The organism is Corallococcus sp. RDP092CA (assembly GCF_041903675.1).
In the GTDB taxonomy this organism is placed as follows: Bacteria; Myxococcota; Myxococcia; order Myxococcales; family Myxococcaceae; genus Corallococcus.
The window spans coordinates 141,143-158,423 of the sequence record NZ_JAYESI010000009.1; the positions used below are offsets into that span (position 1 = coordinate 141,143).

Sequence of the window (17,281 nt, forward strand, 5' to 3'; positions counted from 1 at the left end):
ACTGTCTGCTATTTCCTGGATCACCCACCCCGCGGGGTTGGGGTATCCAGGCCCCATGGAGGATGCGCTGACGACCCTCATGATCGTGATCCTCGCCACGGCGGCGGTGCTGGTGGCGATGATCGCCTACGCGGCGGGCTACCTCACCGCGAACCGGCTGGGCCGCCTGATGCTGCTCGGCGGACTGGCCCTCCTGCCGGTGGCCGTCAGCGGCGCCGGGGTGGTGGCGGGCGTGCACGAATCGAGTCAGACCCAGTTCTGCATGGGCTGTCACGAGATGGAGCGCTACGGGCAGAGCCTCTTCGTGGACAACCCCAACGCCCTGGCGGCGGTCCACTACCAGAAGCGGCTCATCAGCCGCGACTCCACCTGCTTCTCCTGCCACACGGACTACGCGCTCTTCGGGGACGCGAAGGCGAAGCTCAACGGGCTGCGGCACGTCTGGGTCCACTACTTCGGGACCGTCCCCCCGGAGCCCCGGCTCTACCAGCCGTATCCCAACTACAACTGCCTCCACTGCCACAACGACGCGCGCGGGTACCTGGAGGCAGGGCCGCACCAGGAGCTCCAGGCGGAGCTCCAGAGCGGAGCGCGCTCGTGCCTGACCTGCCACGACCTCGCGCATGACCTGGAGGGCGTGAAGGCCCAGAACTTCTGGCTGCCGGAGCGACCGCGTCCATGAGCCACGACAAGCGCATCCGGGTGGCGGCCCTCGTCGTCCTTGCGGGGCTGCTCATCCAACTCTTCGCACGCCTCTCCTGGACCCCGCTGACGTTCGTGGTGTCCACCGCGGTGGGCGTGCCCCTGGTCCTGCTGGGGGTCCTGCTCTACGGCGTCACGGTCTGGAGGATCCTGAAGGAGCAGAAGGCCCTATGACGTTCTCCCCGTCCGACGCCTCGCGTCCCTCCGGGTCGGCCCGCCTCCACGCGGGGCGGTGGCGGGTGGGGCTCGTCGCCCTCCTCCTGTTCACGACCCCCATCTTCGCCGTGAACTCGCCGCAGGACGTCCGGCTGCCGCCGCTCCAGGAGCGCGCCGCGCCGGCGCCGGCGCTGTTCTCCCACTGGGGGCATGGCTCCATGCACTGCTACAGCTGCCACCCCGGCACGTTCCCGCAGGCCCGGCTGGGCTTCACCCACCAGGACATGCGGGAGGGCCGCTACTGCGGGCGCTGCCACGACGGCCAGACCGCCACGGCCTGGCGCTCCATGAACTGCGAGGCGTGCCATGCGCGTCGCTGACCTGGGCCCCTGGGCGCTGCTCGCCTGCGCGCTGGTGCTGTCCGTGCCCGGCGCCGCGCGAGCGCAGTCGCAGGAGGAGAAGCGGCGGCAGCTCCAGGAGCGGCTGGGGATCAAGCCGCCCCCCGCGCAGGCGGCGCCCGACGCGGGCGTCCCCGACGCGGGAGCGACCTCCCCCACTCCGGAGGCCATCAGGCCCCCGCCCGGCCCTCCCGCGCGGACGCCCGCCGGCGCGAACCGGCCGCGCGTCCCGGGCTTCGCGGAGGACGTCCGGCCCATCCTGGAGAAGGCGTGCAAGTCCTGCCACGGCCCGGAGGGAATGGCGTCCCGGTCCCGCTGGGTGCTCCGGGGCGAGCCCGGGGACTACGAGGCCACCCTGCGCTTCGTGCAGCCCGCCACCGCCGCCCAGAGCCCGCTGCTCAAGAAGGGCACCGGCACCGCGCTTCACGGAGGCAGGAAGGTCCTCGCGGTGGAGTCGGCGGAGTACGCGACGATCCTGCGGTGGATTGAGGGAGGCGCCCCGCCCGGCAAGGCACGCGGTGGCGCTCCCGCCGCGCCGGCCGCCGCCGGCCCTGGCGCGCCCCGTCCCTCCCACGACGGAGCGCCCGCGTCCGCGCATCCCAGCGCCAATCCGGCACCTGGTGCGACCACGCCTCCTGGCGCCAACCCAGTGCCAGGCACCGCCATGCCTCCTGGCGCCAACCCAGTGCCAAGCACCGCCACGCCTCCCGGCATCAACCCAACGCCCGGCACCGCCACGCTTTCCGGCACCAGCCCAACGCCCGGCACCGCCACGCTTTCCGGCACCAGCCCAGCGCCCGGCAGCGCCACGCCTCCCGGCGCCAGCCCAGCGCCCGGCACCGCCTCCCCGCCGGCACCCGCCGCTCCCGCGAGCGCGGGGCCTCCTTCCGAGGACGCCTCGGCCGCGCAGCGCTTCGCGCCGGGTGTCCACGAAGCGCTGCTGGCGGACTGCTCGAGCTGTCACGCCGCGGACGGGATGGCGGGCGCCAGCCGCTACGTGACCCACGCGGATCCGGAGCAGCACCTGCGGTCGGTGGCCCCCCTGGTCGTGCCCGGCTCGGCCGCCACCAGCCTCCTCTACCAGCGCGCGCGAGGCGACGCGCATCCGGGCGGAGCGGTGTGGGCCCCGGGGAGCGCGCAGTTGGCGCTCCTGGCCCGGTGGATTGACGCGGGCGCGACGGCGGCCCCCCCACCTGCCGCCGGGAACGCCGTCGCGGCCACCACCCCACCCGCCTCCACCGGGCCCGGGCCCGCCGCGGCCCCTCCGGCACCGCCCTCCTCCCCGGCCAGCCAGCACGGACCGGCGGGCCCGCACGGCGGAGTGTCGCTGGGGACCTTTCCGGGGCTTGGCTCGCTGAGCCTGAACGGCCGCTTCGACCTCAACTACGAGCGCGTCAACTACAACGACCACCCCTTCAAGTCGGAGGGGGAGAGCGCGCTGCGCAGCTACCACCACTTCCTCTTCCTGACGCGGCAGTCCGCCGAGGACCCGGTGACCCTCACCCTGGAGGTCCTGTCGCTCCAGCTCTGGGAGGTGGGCTACCGGATCAGCGGGGCCTCCTGGCCGGTGAAGGTGTTCGCCCGGGGCGGCAAGGTGCTGGTGCCCTTCGGCGGAGATCCGCTCTACCACCACAGCTACGGCGGGCTCGCTGGCTTCGACCAGCGGGTGCTCCCGGTGGTGTTCGCCCGGGAGGGGCTCACGGTGAACGTGGAGCGACGCCTGGGACCGCTCGCCCTCTCCGGTGACGCCTATGTCATCTCCGGCTACCGGTTGAAGCGCGCGGACGCGGTGCTCAACCTCCAGTCGGACCTGGCCCCGCTGGAGGACACCCGCCTGGGCGTAGGGGCGCGGCTCGGCGCCGCCTGGGGCCCCATCAACCTCTGGTACTCGCCGTACTACAACTCGCTGGGGTTCGGACGCCGCCTGTTCCTCCAGGCGCTGGACCTGGCGGTGTGGCGTCCGAGGGGCCTCCCGGTGCTGGAGCACTTCTCCCTGGGCGCCGGGCTGCTGCGCGCGGATGTCTCCGGAGGCGAGGCGGAGGGCTACGGCGGGCCGGGCGCGGACTACTACCACTTCGCCAGCTACCTGCAGCTGCGCTACCACCCCACGGACTGGCTCTACGTCCAGTACCGGCAGGGCCTGCGCACGTTTGGAAACCGGAGGGGCCTCATCCTGGACTCGACCGCGCTCACCCGGGAGGACGGCTCCAGCCACAACGTGGGGGTGGTGGCCCGGTGGCGCGGCCTGAGCGCCGGCCTCTTCCAGTTCTGGAACCTGGAGAAGACAGACGAGACGCCGGACGACTTCACCCGGCTGATGGTGGCGTATGAGTTCTGACTCCCGCATCCAGCCCGTGGCCGTGGGCCTCATGGCGGCGGTGGCGCTGGCCCTGGGCTGCGCGGACTTCGAGCGCGGCCCCGTCGCCGTCGACGCCGGCGCGCCCCCCATCGACGGCGGCGGCGATGGGGACGGAGGAGGCGCCGTGTCCTTCACGAGCGACGTCCAGCCGCTCCTCACCGCCGGCTGCCAGAGCTGCCATCGCAGCGGGGGCGCCGCGGGCAGCACCTCCTTCCTGCTGACGGGCGATGCCGACGCGGACTACGCGGCGGCCCTCTCCCTCACGGACACCTCCAACCCCTCCGCCAGCCGGCTGCTGCGCAAGGCCTCCGGCGCGGGCCACGGCGGCGGGGCCGTCTACGGCGAGGGCACCCCGGAGTACCAGACCCTCCTGGCGTGGATCTCCGGAGGCGCTCAACCATGACGCACTTTCTTCCCGAGGCGGCCCCCATGAGACGACCCCTCCTGCTCCTGGTCGGACCGCTGCTGCTGCTGGCCTGCGCGCTGAGCGCCTGCGCCAGGCTGGAGACGCCCCACCCGGAGATCCTCATCGACGGGCCGCACTCGGTGCTCGTGGGGCAGACGCTCCAGCTCACGGCCACCACGCGCGAGTCCACCGACGACGGCTACCACTGGGAGAGCGAGGACCCGGCCATCGCGACCGTGGACGACTCCGGGCAGGTGACGGGCGTGGGCGCGGGAGAGACCGCCATCAAGGTCACCGGCGCGAGCTCCAGGCTGGAGGCGCGCCACGTGGTGGTGGTGCTGGGCGCCCAGGCGGGCGACGCCGGCGTCGACCCCAGCCTGGTGCCCTACTACCTCGCCTGGTCGGGCTCGCCACACGCGGACACCACCGCCGAGGCCTTCTCCCACTGGAACGAGGACGGCCTCGTCCCCACCACCTGCGCGCGGTGCCACAGCTCGGAGGGCTACATCGACTTCCTGGGCGGTGACGGCTCCGCCCCCGGCAAGGTGGACGCCCCCGCGCCGACGCAGTCATTGGTCCGCTGCGAGACGTGCCACGACAGCGCCGCCTCCCGCCTGACCGCGGTGACCTTCCCCTCGGGCAAGCAGGTCACCAGCCTGGGCCCGGAGGCGAGGTGCGTGGTGTGTCACCAGGGGCGCACCGCGGGCAGGGACCTCGACGCGCAGGTCGCGGACGCGGGCGTGGTGGGCGAGGACACCGCCTCGCCCACCCTGGGCTTCACCAACATCCACTACTCCCCCGCGGGCGCGACGCTCTTCGCCAACCAGGCCGCGGGCGGCTACCAGTACGCGGACCAGCTCTACGACTCGCGCTTCCGTCACGTGCCCGGCTTCGACAAGTGCAACGAGTGCCACGACCCGCACACCACGCGCGTCCGCTGGGAGGCCTGCGCCACCTGCCACCCCGGCGTGACCGACGTCACGAAGGCCTGGGACATCCGGCAGATCGCCTCGCGCAACCAGGACTACGACGGGGACAACAACCGCACCGAGGGCATCTACTACGAGCTCCAGGGCCTGCGGGACCGGCTGCTGACCGCCATCCAGCGGTACGGCGCGGAGCGGGCCCAGCCCCTCTGCTACGGCAACACCCACCCGTACTGGTTCCGGGACACCAATGGGGACGGGACCTGCGCCCAGGACGAAACCACCACGGCCAACACGTTCGCCAGCTGGACGCCTCGCCTGCAGAAGGCGGCGTACAACTACCAGCTGTCCCGGGTGGACCCGGGCGCGTTCGCGCACAACGCGAAGTACCTCATCCAGCTGCTGCATGACTCGATTCAGTCGCTGAACACGGCGCTGACCGTGCCCTTCGACACGTCGCTGCTGGTGCGCAACGATCCGGGCCACTTCAACGGCGCGAGCAAGGCGGCGCGCAACTGGGACTCGAGCGAGGCCGTCCAGGCCAGCTGCTCGCGCTGCCACAGCGGCGCGCAGGGCTACCGCTTCTTCGTCCAGTACGGGGTCGGGCAGCTGGTGCCGGAGACCGGCAACGGCCTGGAGTGCTCCACCTGCCACGAGAGCTTCGAGCCGGACTACGACGTCTTCGTCCCCGCCCAGACGTGGCTGCCGGACGGCAAGACGGTGAACCTGCCGGGCCAGGACAACCTCTGCGCCAACTGCCACATCGGCCGCGCCTCCAAGGCCACCATCGACACGGCGCTGAGCGCGGGGGGCACGCCGCGGTTCCAGAACGTGCACTACCTGCCGGCCGCGGGGACGCGCGAGGGGACGCTGGCGAAGATCGGCTACGAGTACCCCAACAAGACCTACGCCGGCCGCCTCACGCACATGGGCGGGGTGCAGTGCACGAGCTGCCACGTCCCGGGCAAGAGCAACCACACCTTCCGCATCCAGGACGTGTGGAGCGAGCGCTGTGAGACGTGCCACGCGGACCAGCGCGCGGCGGAGCAGATCCGGCTCGTCCACGTGTCGGACTACGACGGCGACGGGAACACGGCGGAGCCCCTGGAGGCGGAGGTGGAGGGGATGGCCGCGCGCCTGATGACCGCCATGCGAGGGGTGACCGGCAACGGCCTCTGCTACAACGGCGACGTCAACCCGTACTTCTTCAAGGACACGGACAAGGACGGCGCGTGCAGCGCCACGGAGTCTGTCTCCGCCAACGCGTTCGCGCCGTTCACGCCGGCGCTGGTGAAGGCCGCCCACAACTACCAGTTGAGCAAGAAGGACCCCGGCGCCTGGGCCCACAACTTCAACTACGTCGGGCAGCTCCTCTATGACAGCGTCGAGGACCTCACGGGGGCGGCCCCCTTGAACATGCTCCGGCCTTGAGGGTGGAATCCGCGCTCGGGCACTCGCTCGCCGGGACACGCCCGGCGAGCGCGGTCGCCGAGGAACGCGGACCCATGAAGCCCCTCCTGCTCTCCCTTCCCTCCAAGCCGGCGCGCCTGGCCCGCTGGGCGTCGCTCGTCCCCCTGCTCATGCTGCTGGGGGGACCGGTGGCCTGCAACGACGAGGGGCCGGATGACCCGCGCCCCGACGGCGGCACCCAGACCACGGACGCCGGCACGGGCGCGGACGCAGGCACGGACACCGACGCGGGGACGGAGACCGACGCGGGCACCGGCGCCGACGCCGGCGCGGAGACGGACGCGGGGGCCGACATCGACGCGGGCACGGAGACGGACGCGGGCGTGGAGGCGTGCACCCCGAGCGGCTGGGTCGACACGCCTCCGGACCTGGGCGTCATCCAGGACACGTCGCTGGACATCGCGGTCCGGCTCCAGGCCATCCCGGGCCTCACCGTCCAGGAGAACCCCAACGGCGTGAACGTGCCGGCGGGCTACCGGCTCTTCCTCCTGCGCTACAACCAGCCGTCGGACCACGCCCACCCGGAATGCCAGCGCTTCGAGCAGCGCTTGACGCTGATGCACAAGGCGGACACCAGCCCGATGGTGCTCTCCACCAGCGGCTACAACGTCTCCACCGGCACGGGCCGCTCGGAGCCCGCGCAGCTCCTGGCGGCGAACCAGCTCTCCGTGGAGCACCGCTTCTTCGCGCCGAGCATCCCGTCGCCCGCGGATTGGAGCCACCTCACCATCCGCCAGTCAGCGGATGACTTCCACCGCATCACCCAGGCGCTCAAGCCCATCTACACCGGCAAGTGGGTCTCCACGGGCGGCAGCAAGGGCGGCGAGACGGTGGTGTTCTTCCGTCGCTTCCACCCGGACGACGTGGACGCCACCGTGGCGTACGTGGCGCCCATCGCGAAGCGCGACGACGAACGGTTCTTGACGTTCCAGGACACCGTCGGCGGCGATGCGCAGGTGGCCTGCCGCGAGCGGCTGTGGGCCTTCCAACGCGAGGTGCTCTCGCGCCGGGACCGGATGCTCGCCCTCGTGGACGCCTATGCCGCGGCCAACGACCTGACCTATTCGCAGCTGGGCCGGGAGCTGACGCTGGAGCACGCCGTCATCGAGACCTACTTCGCCTTCTGGCAGTACGACTCCGCGGCGAACTGCACCCGGAACATCCCCGGCACCACCGCGACGGACGAGGCGCTGTTCGACGCGCTGGACTACGAGGTCGGCATCAGCTCGTTCTCGGACCAGGGGCTCGCGCCGTACACCGCCTACTACTACCAGGCGGCGGCGGAGCTGGGCTGGCCCCAGCCCTACGAGAAGCACCTGGGCACGCTCATCCACTTCCCGGCCACCGACACGGGCGAGGTGTACTCGCCGCCGGGCATCCCGTTCGAGTTCCGTCCCGAGGCCATGCCGGACATCCAGACCTGGGTGTCCACGCAGGGCCAGCGCCTGATGTTCATCTACGGCAGCTACGACCCGTGGACCGCGGCGGCCTACACGCTGGGCAACGCGCAGGATTCCTATCTGTATACGGTGGCGGGCGGGAACCACGGGGCGCGCATCAGCCAGCTCCCGGCGGAGCAGCAAGCGGAGGCGAAGGCCACGCTCAACCGCTGGATGGGCATCGCCGCGCTGAAGAACGCGCCGAAGGCATCGCTGTCGGAGGAACCGCCCGTCTTCGGCCCCCACGTGCCGCCCCGGCTACGCACGGCGACGCACTGAGCACCGAAGCCCCGTTCGGGCACCCTCGACGCAGGCCCTCGTTCAGGAGAGGGCCTGCGGTGCAGCCGCCACGGCTCATGAAGCCATGGGGGACTGACATCGCGGCAACCCACGAAGCGACCACCGCGAGCCCATCATCGGCGTCGACCGCCAGGGCAGCGCGCCCCCGGCCCCCCGTGACGAAAACCTGTCCGACTGTCCGACAGGTTCACGGCCCCGGACCCGAAGCTGCGAAACCTGTCCGACTGTCGGACAGGTTTCCACAAAGCGCTCCCGGCGGGCGCCCCTGCCTATGCCCTGGCTCCGGCGCTGGCATCAGGACACCCACGCAGCCATCGTCGCGTCCCGCGCAACCTCGCGGCGTACCTCGCGCCGGCGAACCTCTGGCGCTCAGCTCCCCATCTTGTACGGCCCGCCCCGCTCCAGGGCCCGCTGGTAGGCGGAGCGCGCGTGCAACCGGTCGAGATAGGCCGTGAGGTTCGGAAACTCCCCGAGCACCCGGAAGGACTTCGCGGCCTCCAGCACGAAACTCAGCTGGATGTCCGCGCCCGTCAGCGCATCACCCACCAGGTATTCGCGGCCCTGGAGTGCTCCCTCCAGGTAGCCCAGGTGGTTCCTCAGCTCGGAGTCGATGCGCGGCTTGATGGGCGCCGCGGCGTCGCCCAGCCGCTTCACGTAGAGCAGCTGCACGATGGGCAGCATCGCGGAGCCCTCCGCGTAGTGCAGGAAGTGCGTGTACCGGTCCAGGTCCTCCAGCGCGGGCGCCAGCCGGCCCTGGCCGTACTTGCGCACCAACGTCTCGATGATGGCCCCGGACTCCGCCAGCACCCGGCCGCCGTCCTCCACCAGCGGCGACTTGCCCAGCGGGTGGATGGCCTTGAGCTCCGGCGGGGCGAACCCCGTCTTCGGATCGCGCTCGTAGCGGATGACCTCGTAGTCGAGCCCCAGCTCCTCCAGGAGCCAGAGGATGCGCTGCGAGCGGGATTCAGAGAGGTGATGGACCTTCAGCATGCGGGGAGGGCTCCTCGCGCCCGGAAGCGGGACGCGCAGGGCACAGTCTCCCAGGTCGCTCCTCCGGACCCACGCTGTCCGGAGGAGCGATGTTCATCACTAGAACGCGGCGCCGCTGGCGCGCTTGCCCGGCGAGCTGCTCAGGCTGGACACGCCCGTGTGCAGCACGAAGCTGGCCGTGGAGGACCCGTCCGGGCTGCGGTTGGCGGACACGCCGTCCGTGCCCGCGAGCGACGAGGCGAACGTGGCCGTGCTCACCACGGTGCCAGCGCTGTTCTTCACCGTGACGGTGTCACCGCTGTTGCCCAGGTTCAGCGACCCCGTGGACGCGGCCACCGCGCCCGGCGTGCCCGAGGGGATGCCGGACGCGCCGCCGAACACCACCACCGCCTTGCCCGCCGCCACCGTGGTGCCGCTGGCGAAGGTGTGGCGCACGGCCGTGCCGTCCGACACCGTCCAGCCGCTCAGGTCCACCGCCGCCGTGCCGCTGTTGACCAGCTCCACGAACTCGCCGTTCACATCCGAGCCCGCCTCGTTGATGAGCACCTCGTTGATGAACACGTTGCCCGTGCCACCCGAGCCACCCGTGGTGATGGCGAAGGCCGCGTTGGACAGGTCGTTCACGGAGGCGTTGCTCGCGTCGCTCACCCGCACCCACGCGCTGGTGGTGGCGCTGGAGGGCACCGTCCACGCCACGCTGCCGGAGGACGCGCCCGTGCTGGACGTAATCGTCGTCCAGGTGGAGCCGTTCAGCGAGTACTCCACCTTCACGTTGGAGATGCCGGACGCCGTCCAGGTGATGGTGTGCGACGAGCCGGCCACCCAGCTCTCACCGCCGTTGGGCGACAGCACCGTCACCGAGGACGTCGCGCCGTCCCCCGGGATGAGGAAGTCCTTGATGACGCCCATGTGCTGCATGCCGGACGCGCCGCTGTCGCCCGACAGCGCCGGAGAGATCTCAGAGATGGGCGAGTACACGCGCGTGTCCGCCACCAGGCCGTTGGCGAAGCTGCTGGAGCCAATCACCACCGCCGTCTGGTAGGCGCGCAGGTCGCTGTCCACCAGCACGTGGTCGTAGGGCGATTTGCGGCTCGCGTTGGTGTTGGTGTTGCCATTGCGGTCCGCCGGGTACGGCGACGCCGTGGAGACCACGCTGGAGAGGGTGCTGAAGGCCGCCTCGCTGCGGCTGCCGGTGTTGAAGTCACCACCGATGACCAGGTAGTCGCTCGCGGGCACGTTGGCGTTGATGAACTTCACCAGGTTGGACGCCTCCGTGTTGCGGACGCTGGAGTTACTCGTCAGCAGGTGCACGCTGATGGCCCACAGGTCCTTGGGCCCCGGGATGTCGATGCGCGCCCACGCGAAGTCGCGGTTGGACACCTGCGTGTCATCCCACTCGCCGGAGGCGATGATGGGGTAGCGGCTGATGATGCCGTTCGGAATCTGCGCGCCGGACTCGCGGTAGTAAGAGAAGCCCGTGCCGAAGGCCGTGTCCACGAAGCTGCGGATGTCCGCCGCGGAGTCCGTCTTGTAGTTGAACTCCTGGATCATCACGACGTCAGGGTCGGTGCCCTGGAAGATGCGGATGCCGTGGCCCGGGTCGTAGTCCTGGCCCGTGCCGCTGCTCAGGTTGGCCGCCATCAGGCGCAGCCGCACGTTGGCCAGCGAGTCCTCGCGCGCGACGAGCTCCGGCGCCGTCGCCTCCGCGTCCGCCTCCACCGAGCCACCGCACGCGCCCAGCGCCGCGCACACCAGCGTGAAGGACCACGTCCGCCAGGAGGCGGCGGGCCGCCGGAGGAGATTCTGTTTCAGGCTCACGTTGTATCATCCTGCTCCCGGCGAACCCGGGAGCCGTAGAGGTTCAGGGACATCACGGCAGGGCCGCGGACGCAGTATTCCGCGTACACGGCGCCACCGCCGTTTATCCGTCACATTCCCTGAAACGTTGCGTGAGCGGCGCCTCCCGTCCTCGGGGCGCGCGCAATGTTACGCATTGTTACATGGCGGCCGTGGTGGACAGCGCGACGAAGGCGTAGCGCAGGCCCTTGCCCAGGGTGACGAAGACGACGAAGGGAAGGGGCCGCACGCCCACGAAGCCGCCCGCGAGCACGAACGCGTCCCCCAGGATGGGCAGCCACGACATGAGCAGCGCGGGCGCGCCCCAGGTGCGCAGGTTCGCCTCCACGCGCGCCATGCGCGGGCCGTCCTTCTGCCGGCGGCGCTCCACCCAGCGGCCCACGGCCCCGCCACCGCCGCGAGACACCCACTGACCCAGGAGGTAGAGCGTCAGCGCGCCCAGCACGTTCCCCACGGTGGCCACCACGGTGGCCGTCACCGGCGGCGCGCCATTGTAGATGAGCGTGGCGAGCATCGCCTCGGAGGGCACCGGCACCACGGAGCCCGCCAGCATGGCGACGACGAACATCCCGGGGAGGCCCCAGGTGGACAGGGTGGAGGGCTCGGCGGGCATGAGAGGCCTGGGGCCATACACCCGGCGCGGGGCGTTCGTCTTGTCCGGCGTCACCGCTCCCCTGCCCGCCCACCCCGTCCCTCGGGGCCGGGGAGCTGTCCGGCGACGCGGCTCGCCCACCGGCAGGGGTTGTAGGCGCGAGTCGCAGTCTCCATCGTGCCTGTCATGCGACGCTCGACGCACGAACGGTCAGGCATGCGGACCATCGACACGGAGGATGAGCGGCTCGCCTCCCTGCTCGTCGCGGAGAACCCGGCGCTGCACTTCGAGGGCTCCCGCGACCTGGTGGTCCGGCTGCGCGACGGGCGCCGCTTCGTGCTCACCGTGCTGACGCTGGAAGCGCTGGAGGCCCGGCTGGGCGGCGCGCCGTCCTACGTGGCCCAGGGCATCATCCTGGTGCGGCGGCTGTCGGACGGCGCCCTGCTGCACGCGGTGCGCTCCGCGCTGGACCAGGGCATCGAGCGGTTCGGCACGCTCCAGCCGCCCATCGAGGAATGAGCCGCGGGCTCAGGGCGAGGGGGCCGGGACGAGCGGCCCCGCCACCTTGCGCCCCTGGCGCCACACGCCGGTGACGCGGTCCACTGCGGTGATGCTGGCGGCGGGGTCGCCCTCCACGAGGACGAGGTCCGCGCGCAGGCCGGGCTGGATGCGGCCCCGGTCCTGGAGCTTGAGCAGGTCCGCCGCGTTCCCGGTGGCGACGGCCAGGGCCTGGCCCGGCGTGAGGCCCGCGCCGACCATCAGCCTCAGCTCGCGGTGCTCCGCGTAGCCGGGGATGCGCAGCGGGGTGGCGCCAGAGTCCGTGCCGAAGCCCACCTTCACGCCCGCGTCGTAGAGCGCCTTGAGGTTGGCCTGGTTGGTGGAGAGGGCGTGGCGCGCCTCCTGGGCCTTGGGGTCCTCCAGGGTCTTCTTCCGCCACGCGGCGTCGGTGAGCTGCGCGCGCAGCTCCGGGGACAGCGCGGGCCGCAGGAGGGGGTCGTCCACGAGCTGGGGCTGATCCGCGTAGACGACGGTGGCCTCGTCCAACGCCAGCGTGGGCACGTACCAGACGCCTCGCTGCTTCATCGCCTGGATGAAGGCGGCGTCCACGGGCTGGTCGCGGACGCCGTGGGCGATGATGTCCACGCCCGCGTCCACCACGGCCCTCGCGTCCTCCAGGTCGTGGATGTGGGCGGCGACGCGGAGGCCCTGCTTGTGGGATTCGTCGATGACGGCCTTGTAGATGTCCGGCCTCATCTTGGGGACCTTGCCCAGGAAGCTGTCCACCCAGACCTTCACCAGGTCCACGCGGTGCTTCGCCAGCGTGCGCACGGCGGCGCGGGCCTCCTCCGCGGTGGTGGGGCGGAAGACCTGGTCGGGGGCGTTGTTCGTCATCGCCTGGGGCGGGCCGCCCTCCGGCACGCCGATGCCCTGCCCCGCGCCGAAGAGGTCCGCGCCGGCGAAGGTGCCCGCGTGGGCCTCCTTGCGCAGCTCGTTGAACAGGGGCCGGTTCATCCCGAGCGCCGTCACGGTGGTGACGCCGTAGGCGGCGAACTGGCGCAGCTGCTTCTCGACGTTCTCCCGCGTGTAGCTCTGAGCGCCCGTGGCGGTGCCGGACGTCAGGCCCACGTGGCTGTGGTCGGAGATGAGGCCGGGCAGCAGCGTCTGGCCCTTGAAGTCGATGACCTCCGCGCCCTTGGGCACCTTGACGTTGCTGGCGGGCCCCACGGAGACGATGCGCCCGTCGCGCACCACCACCGCGCCCTCCTCCAGCGGCTTTCCCCCGGTGCCGTCCAGCACCGTCCCGCCCCGGAAGACGACGGCGCGCGAGGCGGCAGGCGCCGCGCTGGCGGACAGCGACAGCAGCGCGAGGGCGAGCAGGGAGGCGGTCAGGGAACGCGTGCGCATGGGGCGGGCTCCTCGGGGGACGAGGAAACCCTAGGAGCGCGTCCGGACGGGGACAACCCTTGCCGTCCGGTGGCTTCGCCACGCCGTCACCTCCGGGGTGCGGAAGTAGAACCGTGGACAGTCGTTCGTGAAGAACGGAGCGTGACGGCCGCCGCCGGCCTTCGACAGGGCGAAGCGCTGCGCCTTGAACGCCCTGCGCGGCTTGATGCTGCCCGGCCTGGCCAGTGCGTGGCCACGCTCGATGTGCCCCAGCACGGCGACGTGCACGGAGGTCCTGGAAGCGGTGGCCTGTCGGGACATGTCACCTCCTTCCGCGAGTGCCTCGAAGGTCCGCGCGAATCGCATTGGAGGTCTCGCCACGCTGGAGCGCCGCTCGGCGGACCGGCACCCGCGCGGGTGCTGGCGGCATGCCCCTGGAAGGCCTGCGGTGCTACAGGCCGGATGCGCGCCGGACGCCTGGCGGGAAATGGACGCCGCATCGCGGCGCATGCGCGACTTCCAGCGGGAATCCCTGCGCCGTGATTATGCTGCCCGACCGATGGATGAACCCGGCCTGCAATATCCCGGAGAAGCCCTGCGCGGGTGGCTCCGGCAGTTCGCCAAGACGCCGCTCGCCGAACCGACGCTGAAGCTGCTGGTCGTGCTGGCGGACACGGTGTTCTTCGCAAGCCTGGGCCGGGAGGAGGGCGAGGCCACGCGCGTGCGCATCGCCTACCACGCGCAGGGGTTGCAGGGCCTGCAGGCGGTGCGCGAGACGGTCTACGTCGGCGGACAGAAGGGCAAGCGCCAGGCCTGGGAGACGCTGCCGCTGGAGCCCAAGTCGAGCATCACCGACTTCAGCGTGGAGGCGCTGGTGAAGCTGGCGCCCGCGGCGAACCTGCCGCGCACGGCGGTGGTGGTGGGGCCGCGCGAGGGCAAGCTGCGCATCCAGGGGCTGGCGCGCCGGGTCGAGTACACGGAGTTCCACGCGGAGGGCGAGGAGGACGTCTTCATCCTCCACGCGCCGGAGCCGGGCCACCTGGTGGTGAGCACGCAGGGGCGCGAGGTGTTCCGCTACGAGCAGGGCGCGCCTGTGCCGCCGGGCCGGCGCGTGGCGTTGCACGACCTGCTCTTCCACGAGGACAGCGCGGTGCGCGCGGCGCTGATGGAGATGTGCTCGACGCTGGTGGAGTCGCTGCCCAAGGTGCAGCCGCTGATGGGCGGCAACCGCGAGTGGTACGTGTCCAACGCGGTGCAGGGGCTCATCCGGAGGATGTCCGGCCTGCACCACGGCGGGCTCATCGCGTTCCTGCCCAAGCAGCACGACGTGGAGCGCTTCCGCACGCGCGGCAAGTACGTCCTGCCGTCGGAGCAGGGCTCGCTGCTGCGCCAGCGCTTGCAGCGCTTCGTGCAGGCGCGGGCGGACCTCATCAACGGCGCGTGGCAGGCGGAGGCCGGCAAGGCGGCGGAGGAGGAAGAGGATCCGGAGCTGAAGAAGGCCGCCGCCGAGCACGACGACAAGGCGACGGAGAGCGACTTCCAGGCGCTGGTGGAGAGCATCGGGCAGTTCACGGCGGTGGACAACGCACTGGTGCTGGGGCCGGAGCTGGAGGTGCTCTGCGCGGGGTATCAGATCGCCATCCCGCGCAGCGGTCCGCCACAGGTCTTCGAGGCGCGCACGCTCCAGGGGCGGCCCGGGCCGCACTACCCCATCAACCAGCACGGCTCGCGCCACCGGGCCGCGGCGGTCTTCGCGAACCAGCACTCTGGAGCCATCGTCTTCGTGGCGTCCCAGGACGGCCCGCTGCGCTGCCTGCACCGGCCACCCGGCAAGAAGAAGGTGCTGCTCTGGAGCCTCCTGCTGACCGAGGACTGAAGCCCGACATGCAGCGGCTGGGCAGGGCGCTGCTTCAGCTTGGCAGATGAGGCCGAGGCCCCAGGGATGTTCAGCGCGGGGAAGCCCAGCCAGGCCACCGCCGATTTCACATCGACGCGCCTGGAAAGCCGCTGGACTCCTCCGAAGCAGGCATCGGGAGGACGCCCACCCTCCGCGTCAACGTGGCCACGGTCTTCGCGGAGCTTGCACCCGATGACATCCGACTCTTCGCAGGACTGGGCTCCCATCAAGCACAAGCACCCGAGAAGGCAGGCCAGTACCGTTCCGTGCACGGCATGCGCATCGACCCGTCGCAAGTGGGCGACGCCAAGGTCTTCCGCACCTGGGGTTGGTCCATCGCCCTGACCGTCTCCGACGACCTGAAGACGGCGCTGGAGCGCACCGGCGCCACCGGCAGGGGGTTCATGGAAGTGGAGAGCCGCCCGCGGAGGGAGCCCGCCAGGGTCCTGGCACACGCCTCGGATTGTCATGGTACAATCCGAATCATGTCCCAATCCAACTGGAAGCCGCGCCTGAAGCGTTCCGAAGGCCCCCTGTACGGGGCGCTCGTCGACGCGCTCGCGGCGGACATCAGCGCGGGGAGGCTGCGCGCGGGAGACCGGCTGCCCACGCACCGGGAGCTCGCGAGCGCCCTGGGGACCTCCCTGGGAACGGTGACCCGGGCCTACGCGGAGGCAGAGCGGCGGGGACTCATCTGGAGCCAGGTGGGCAACGGGACGTTCGTGAAGAACCTGCGGGAGGGGGACCGCTACTCGCCCCAGCTCGACCGGACGCGCATCGACCTGGGGCCCACGGCGGTGCCCATCGTCCCCGGCGACCTGGGGCACCTGGCGCTCGCCGCCGCGCTTCAACGGCTGGGCGAGCGCGCGGACCTGGGCGCGCTCAGCGGCTATCAGGCGCACGCGGGCACGGAGCCCCAACGGGCGGCGGGGGCTCGCTGGCTGGAGCTCGCGGGCGTGCCGGCGACGAGCGCGAACGTCGTCGTGAGCAGCGGGGCCCAGCACGCGACGTTGATGGCGCTGTCCCTGCTCGCGCACCCGGGCGGCCTGCTGGTGGAGGACGTCACCTATCCCGGCGTCCTCGCCGCCGCGGAGTGGCTGCGGATGCCCACGCATCCGGTGGCGCTGGACTCAGAGGGGCTCGTGCCGGAGGCGCTCGCGGAGGCCTGCCGGAGGAGCCAGGCGCGGGTGCTCTACTGCACCCCCACGAACCACAACCCGACCACCGTCGTCATGCCGTTGAAGCGGCGGCAGGCGCTGGTCGAGGTCTGCCGGGAGTTCGACGTCACCGTCATCGAGAACGGCGCGCTGGCGCCGCTCGTGGCGAAGGCGCCCACGCCCCTGGCCGCCCTGGCCCCCGAGCGCACCTACCATCTGGGGAGCCTGTCCAAGGCGGTGCTGCCCGCGCTGCGCGTCGGCTACCTCCGGATGCCGGAGCCGTCGTCGCGGCAGGCGCTGGAGCACGCCGCCGCGGCGACTGTCTGGTCGGGGGCTCCCCTGCTGAACGCGCTGGCCACGCAGTGGGTGACGGATGGCACGGCCGAATCCCTGCGCGACGCGCGGCGAGCGGAAGCCAGGGCCCGGCAATCCCTGGCGGCGAAGATGCTGCAGGGCCACCCCTATGTCGCGCACCCCAGCGCGTACTTCCTGTGGATGCCCATCCCCGAACATCGCCGCGCCACGGAAGTGGTGGAAGCCGCCGCCGCACGCGACGTGCTGCTCGGCCCGGCGCACCTGTTCGCGGCCCGTCCGGGCCAGGCTCCCAATGCGCTCCGGGTGTCGCTGGGCGCGGCCAGCTCCCGCGAGGAACTGGAGCGAGGCCTGAAGACGCTGGCCGAGCTTCTGAGCGCCACGTCCCCGACACCGCGGCGCCTCGCCTGACGTCGTTCCCCTCGTTCCCGGAGCT

15 protein-coding genes and 1 pseudogene are annotated in these 17,281 nt (G+C 71.7%); 11 read left to right on the forward strand and 5 right to left on the reverse strand.

All coding sequences use genetic code 11. The features are described 5' to 3' along the window. Window positions 1–79 precede the first annotated feature (79 nt). The 7 genes from U8525_RS12830 to U8525_RS12860 all read left to right on the forward strand — a co-directional run bounded on the left by U8525_RS12830 (window position 80) and on the right by U8525_RS12860 (window position 8,135). Entirely contained in the window at window positions 80–682 is a 603-nt protein-coding gene (locus U8525_RS12830) for a NapC/NirT family cytochrome c (RefSeq protein ID WP_374265249.1), read from the forward strand. Beyond that, window positions 679–876, forward strand: coding sequence for a hypothetical protein (locus U8525_RS12835; RefSeq protein ID WP_374265251.1), 198 nt, complete (start codon window positions 679–681; stop codon window positions 874–876). Before U8525_RS12830 ends, U8525_RS12835 begins: the two co-directional genes overlap by 4 nt. After that, on the forward strand, window positions 873–1,238 hold the full coding sequence (locus tag U8525_RS12840; protein WP_374265253.1) for a c(7)-type cytochrome triheme domain-containing protein: 366 nt from the start codon (window positions 873–875) through the stop codon (window positions 1,236–1,238). The genes U8525_RS12835 and U8525_RS12840 overlap by 4 nt, the downstream gene beginning before the upstream one ends. Further along, window positions 1,225–3,594, forward strand: coding sequence for a hypothetical protein (locus tag U8525_RS12845; RefSeq protein ID WP_374265255.1), 2,370 nt, complete (start codon window positions 1,225–1,227; stop codon window positions 3,592–3,594). The genes U8525_RS12840 and U8525_RS12845 overlap by 14 nt, the downstream gene beginning before the upstream one ends. Then, on the forward strand, window positions 3,584–4,018 hold the full coding sequence (locus U8525_RS12850) for a hypothetical protein (RefSeq protein WP_374265257.1): 435 nt from the start codon (window positions 3,584–3,586) through the stop codon (window positions 4,016–4,018). The genes U8525_RS12845 and U8525_RS12850 overlap by 11 nt, the downstream gene beginning before the upstream one ends. A 26-nt stretch (window positions 4,019–4,044) precedes the next feature. After that, window positions 4,045–6,378: an Ig domain-containing protein gene (locus tag U8525_RS12855; RefSeq protein WP_374265259.1), complete on the forward strand. Its 2,334-nt coding sequence runs from the start codon at window positions 4,045–4,047 to the stop codon at window positions 6,376–6,378. A 74-nt stretch (window positions 6,379–6,452) separates the two neighbouring features. Continuing rightward, window positions 6,453–8,135, forward strand: coding sequence for a S28 family serine protease (locus U8525_RS12860; protein WP_374265261.1), 1,683 nt, complete (start codon window positions 6,453–6,455; stop codon window positions 8,133–8,135). A 390-nt stretch (window positions 8,136–8,525) separates the two neighbouring features. On the opposite strand, the gene U8525_RS12865 is transcribed toward U8525_RS12860, so the two are convergent. From U8525_RS12865 to U8525_RS12875, 3 genes are all read right to left on the reverse strand, one after another. Then, window positions 8,526–9,146 (reverse strand): glutathione S-transferase family protein, encoded by a 621-nt coding sequence (locus U8525_RS12865; RefSeq protein WP_374265263.1) that lies wholly within the window; start codon window positions 9,144–9,146, stop codon window positions 8,526–8,528. 99 nt (window positions 9,147–9,245) lie between these two features. After that, complete coding sequence (locus U8525_RS12870; protein ID WP_374265265.1) at window positions 9,246–10,964, reverse strand: lamin tail domain-containing protein; 1,719 nt, start codon at window positions 10,962–10,964, stop codon at window positions 9,246–9,248. 178 nt (window positions 10,965–11,142) lie between these two features. After that, complete coding sequence (locus U8525_RS12875; protein WP_374265267.1) at window positions 11,143–11,616, reverse strand: YqaA family protein; 474 nt, start codon at window positions 11,614–11,616, stop codon at window positions 11,143–11,145. Between the two features lie 195 nt (window positions 11,617–11,811). Between U8525_RS12875 and U8525_RS12880 the strand changes: the two genes are divergently transcribed. Then, complete coding sequence (locus U8525_RS12880; RefSeq protein ID WP_374265269.1) at window positions 11,812–12,114, forward strand: hypothetical protein; 303 nt, start codon at window positions 11,812–11,814, stop codon at window positions 12,112–12,114. Between the two features lie 9 nt (window positions 12,115–12,123). On the opposite strand, the gene U8525_RS12885 is transcribed toward U8525_RS12880, so the two are convergent. After that, window positions 12,124–13,500 (reverse strand): amidohydrolase family protein, encoded by a 1,377-nt coding sequence (locus U8525_RS12885; protein ID WP_374265271.1) that lies wholly within the window; start codon window positions 13,498–13,500, stop codon window positions 12,124–12,126. A 30-nt stretch (window positions 13,501–13,530) separates the two neighbouring features. Beyond that, window positions 13,531–13,800, reverse strand: a complete 270-nt coding sequence (locus tag U8525_RS12890) for a hypothetical protein (RefSeq protein ID WP_374265273.1) — start codon at window positions 13,798–13,800, stop codon at window positions 13,531–13,533. A gap of 238 nt (window positions 13,801–14,038) precedes the next feature. Here U8525_RS12890 and U8525_RS12895 point away from each other — a divergent pair, with 238 nt between their 5' ends. From U8525_RS12895 to U8525_RS12905, 3 genes and pseudogenes are all read left to right on the forward strand, one after another. Then, on the forward strand, window positions 14,039–15,355 hold the full coding sequence (locus U8525_RS12895) for a putative sensor domain DACNV-containing protein (protein ID WP_374265275.1): 1,317 nt from the start codon (window positions 14,039–14,041) through the stop codon (window positions 15,353–15,355). 39 nt (window positions 15,356–15,394) lie between these two features. Next, window positions 15,395–15,789, forward strand: a pseudogene (locus U8525_RS12900) (hypothetical protein); the annotation flags it as partial. A 72-nt stretch (window positions 15,790–15,861) separates the two neighbouring features. Next, window positions 15,862–17,256 carry a PLP-dependent aminotransferase family protein gene (locus tag U8525_RS12905; protein WP_374265424.1) on the forward strand — a complete coding sequence of 465 codons (1,395 nt, stop codon included), beginning with the start codon at window positions 15,862–15,864 and terminating at the stop codon, window positions 17,254–17,256. Window positions 17,257–17,281: the final 25 nt, after the last annotated feature.

What these genes read in the sequence shown, in the direction of transcription:
- U8525_RS12885 (WP_374265271.1), bottom strand. Translation starts at nt 13,500, where the DNA reads ATGCGCACGCGTTCCCTGACCGCCTCCCTGCTCGCCCTCGCGCTGCTG.
- U8525_RS12890 (WP_374265273.1), bottom strand. Translation starts at nt 13,800, where the DNA reads ATGTCCCGACAGGCCACCGCTTCCAGGACCTCCGTGCACGTCGCCGTG.
- U8525_RS12850 (WP_374265257.1), top strand. Translation starts at nt 3,584, where the DNA reads ATGAGTTCTGACTCCCGCATCCAGCCCGTGGCCGTGGGCCTCATGGCG.
- U8525_RS12875 (WP_374265267.1), bottom strand. Translation starts at nt 11,616, where the DNA reads ATGCCCGCCGAGCCCTCCACCCTGTCCACCTGGGGCCTCCCCGGGATG.
- U8525_RS12840 (WP_374265253.1), top strand. Translation starts at nt 873, where the DNA reads ATGACGTTCTCCCCGTCCGACGCCTCGCGTCCCTCCGGGTCGGCCCGC.
- U8525_RS12880 (WP_374265269.1), top strand. Translation starts at nt 11,812, where the DNA reads ATGCGGACCATCGACACGGAGGATGAGCGGCTCGCCTCCCTGCTCGTC.
- U8525_RS12865 (WP_374265263.1), bottom strand. Translation starts at nt 9,146, where the DNA reads ATGCTGAAGGTCCATCACCTCTCTGAATCCCGCTCGCAGCGCATCCTC.
- U8525_RS12830 (WP_374265249.1), top strand. Translation starts at nt 80, where the DNA reads ATGATCGTGATCCTCGCCACGGCGGCGGTGCTGGTGGCGATGATCGCC.
- U8525_RS12845 (WP_374265255.1), top strand. Translation starts at nt 1,225, where the DNA reads ATGCGCGTCGCTGACCTGGGCCCCTGGGCGCTGCTCGCCTGCGCGCTG.
- U8525_RS12855 (WP_374265259.1), top strand. Translation starts at nt 4,045, where the DNA reads ATGAGACGACCCCTCCTGCTCCTGGTCGGACCGCTGCTGCTGCTGGCC.
- U8525_RS12860 (WP_374265261.1), top strand. Translation starts at nt 6,453, where the DNA reads ATGAAGCCCCTCCTGCTCTCCCTTCCCTCCAAGCCGGCGCGCCTGGCC.
- U8525_RS12895 (WP_374265275.1), top strand. Translation starts at nt 14,039, where the DNA reads ATGGATGAACCCGGCCTGCAATATCCCGGAGAAGCCCTGCGCGGGTGG.
- U8525_RS12905 (WP_374265424.1), top strand. Translation starts at nt 15,862, where the DNA reads ATGTCCCAATCCAACTGGAAGCCGCGCCTGAAGCGTTCCGAAGGCCCC.
- U8525_RS12835 (WP_374265251.1), top strand. Translation starts at nt 679, where the DNA reads ATGAGCCACGACAAGCGCATCCGGGTGGCGGCCCTCGTCGTCCTTGCG.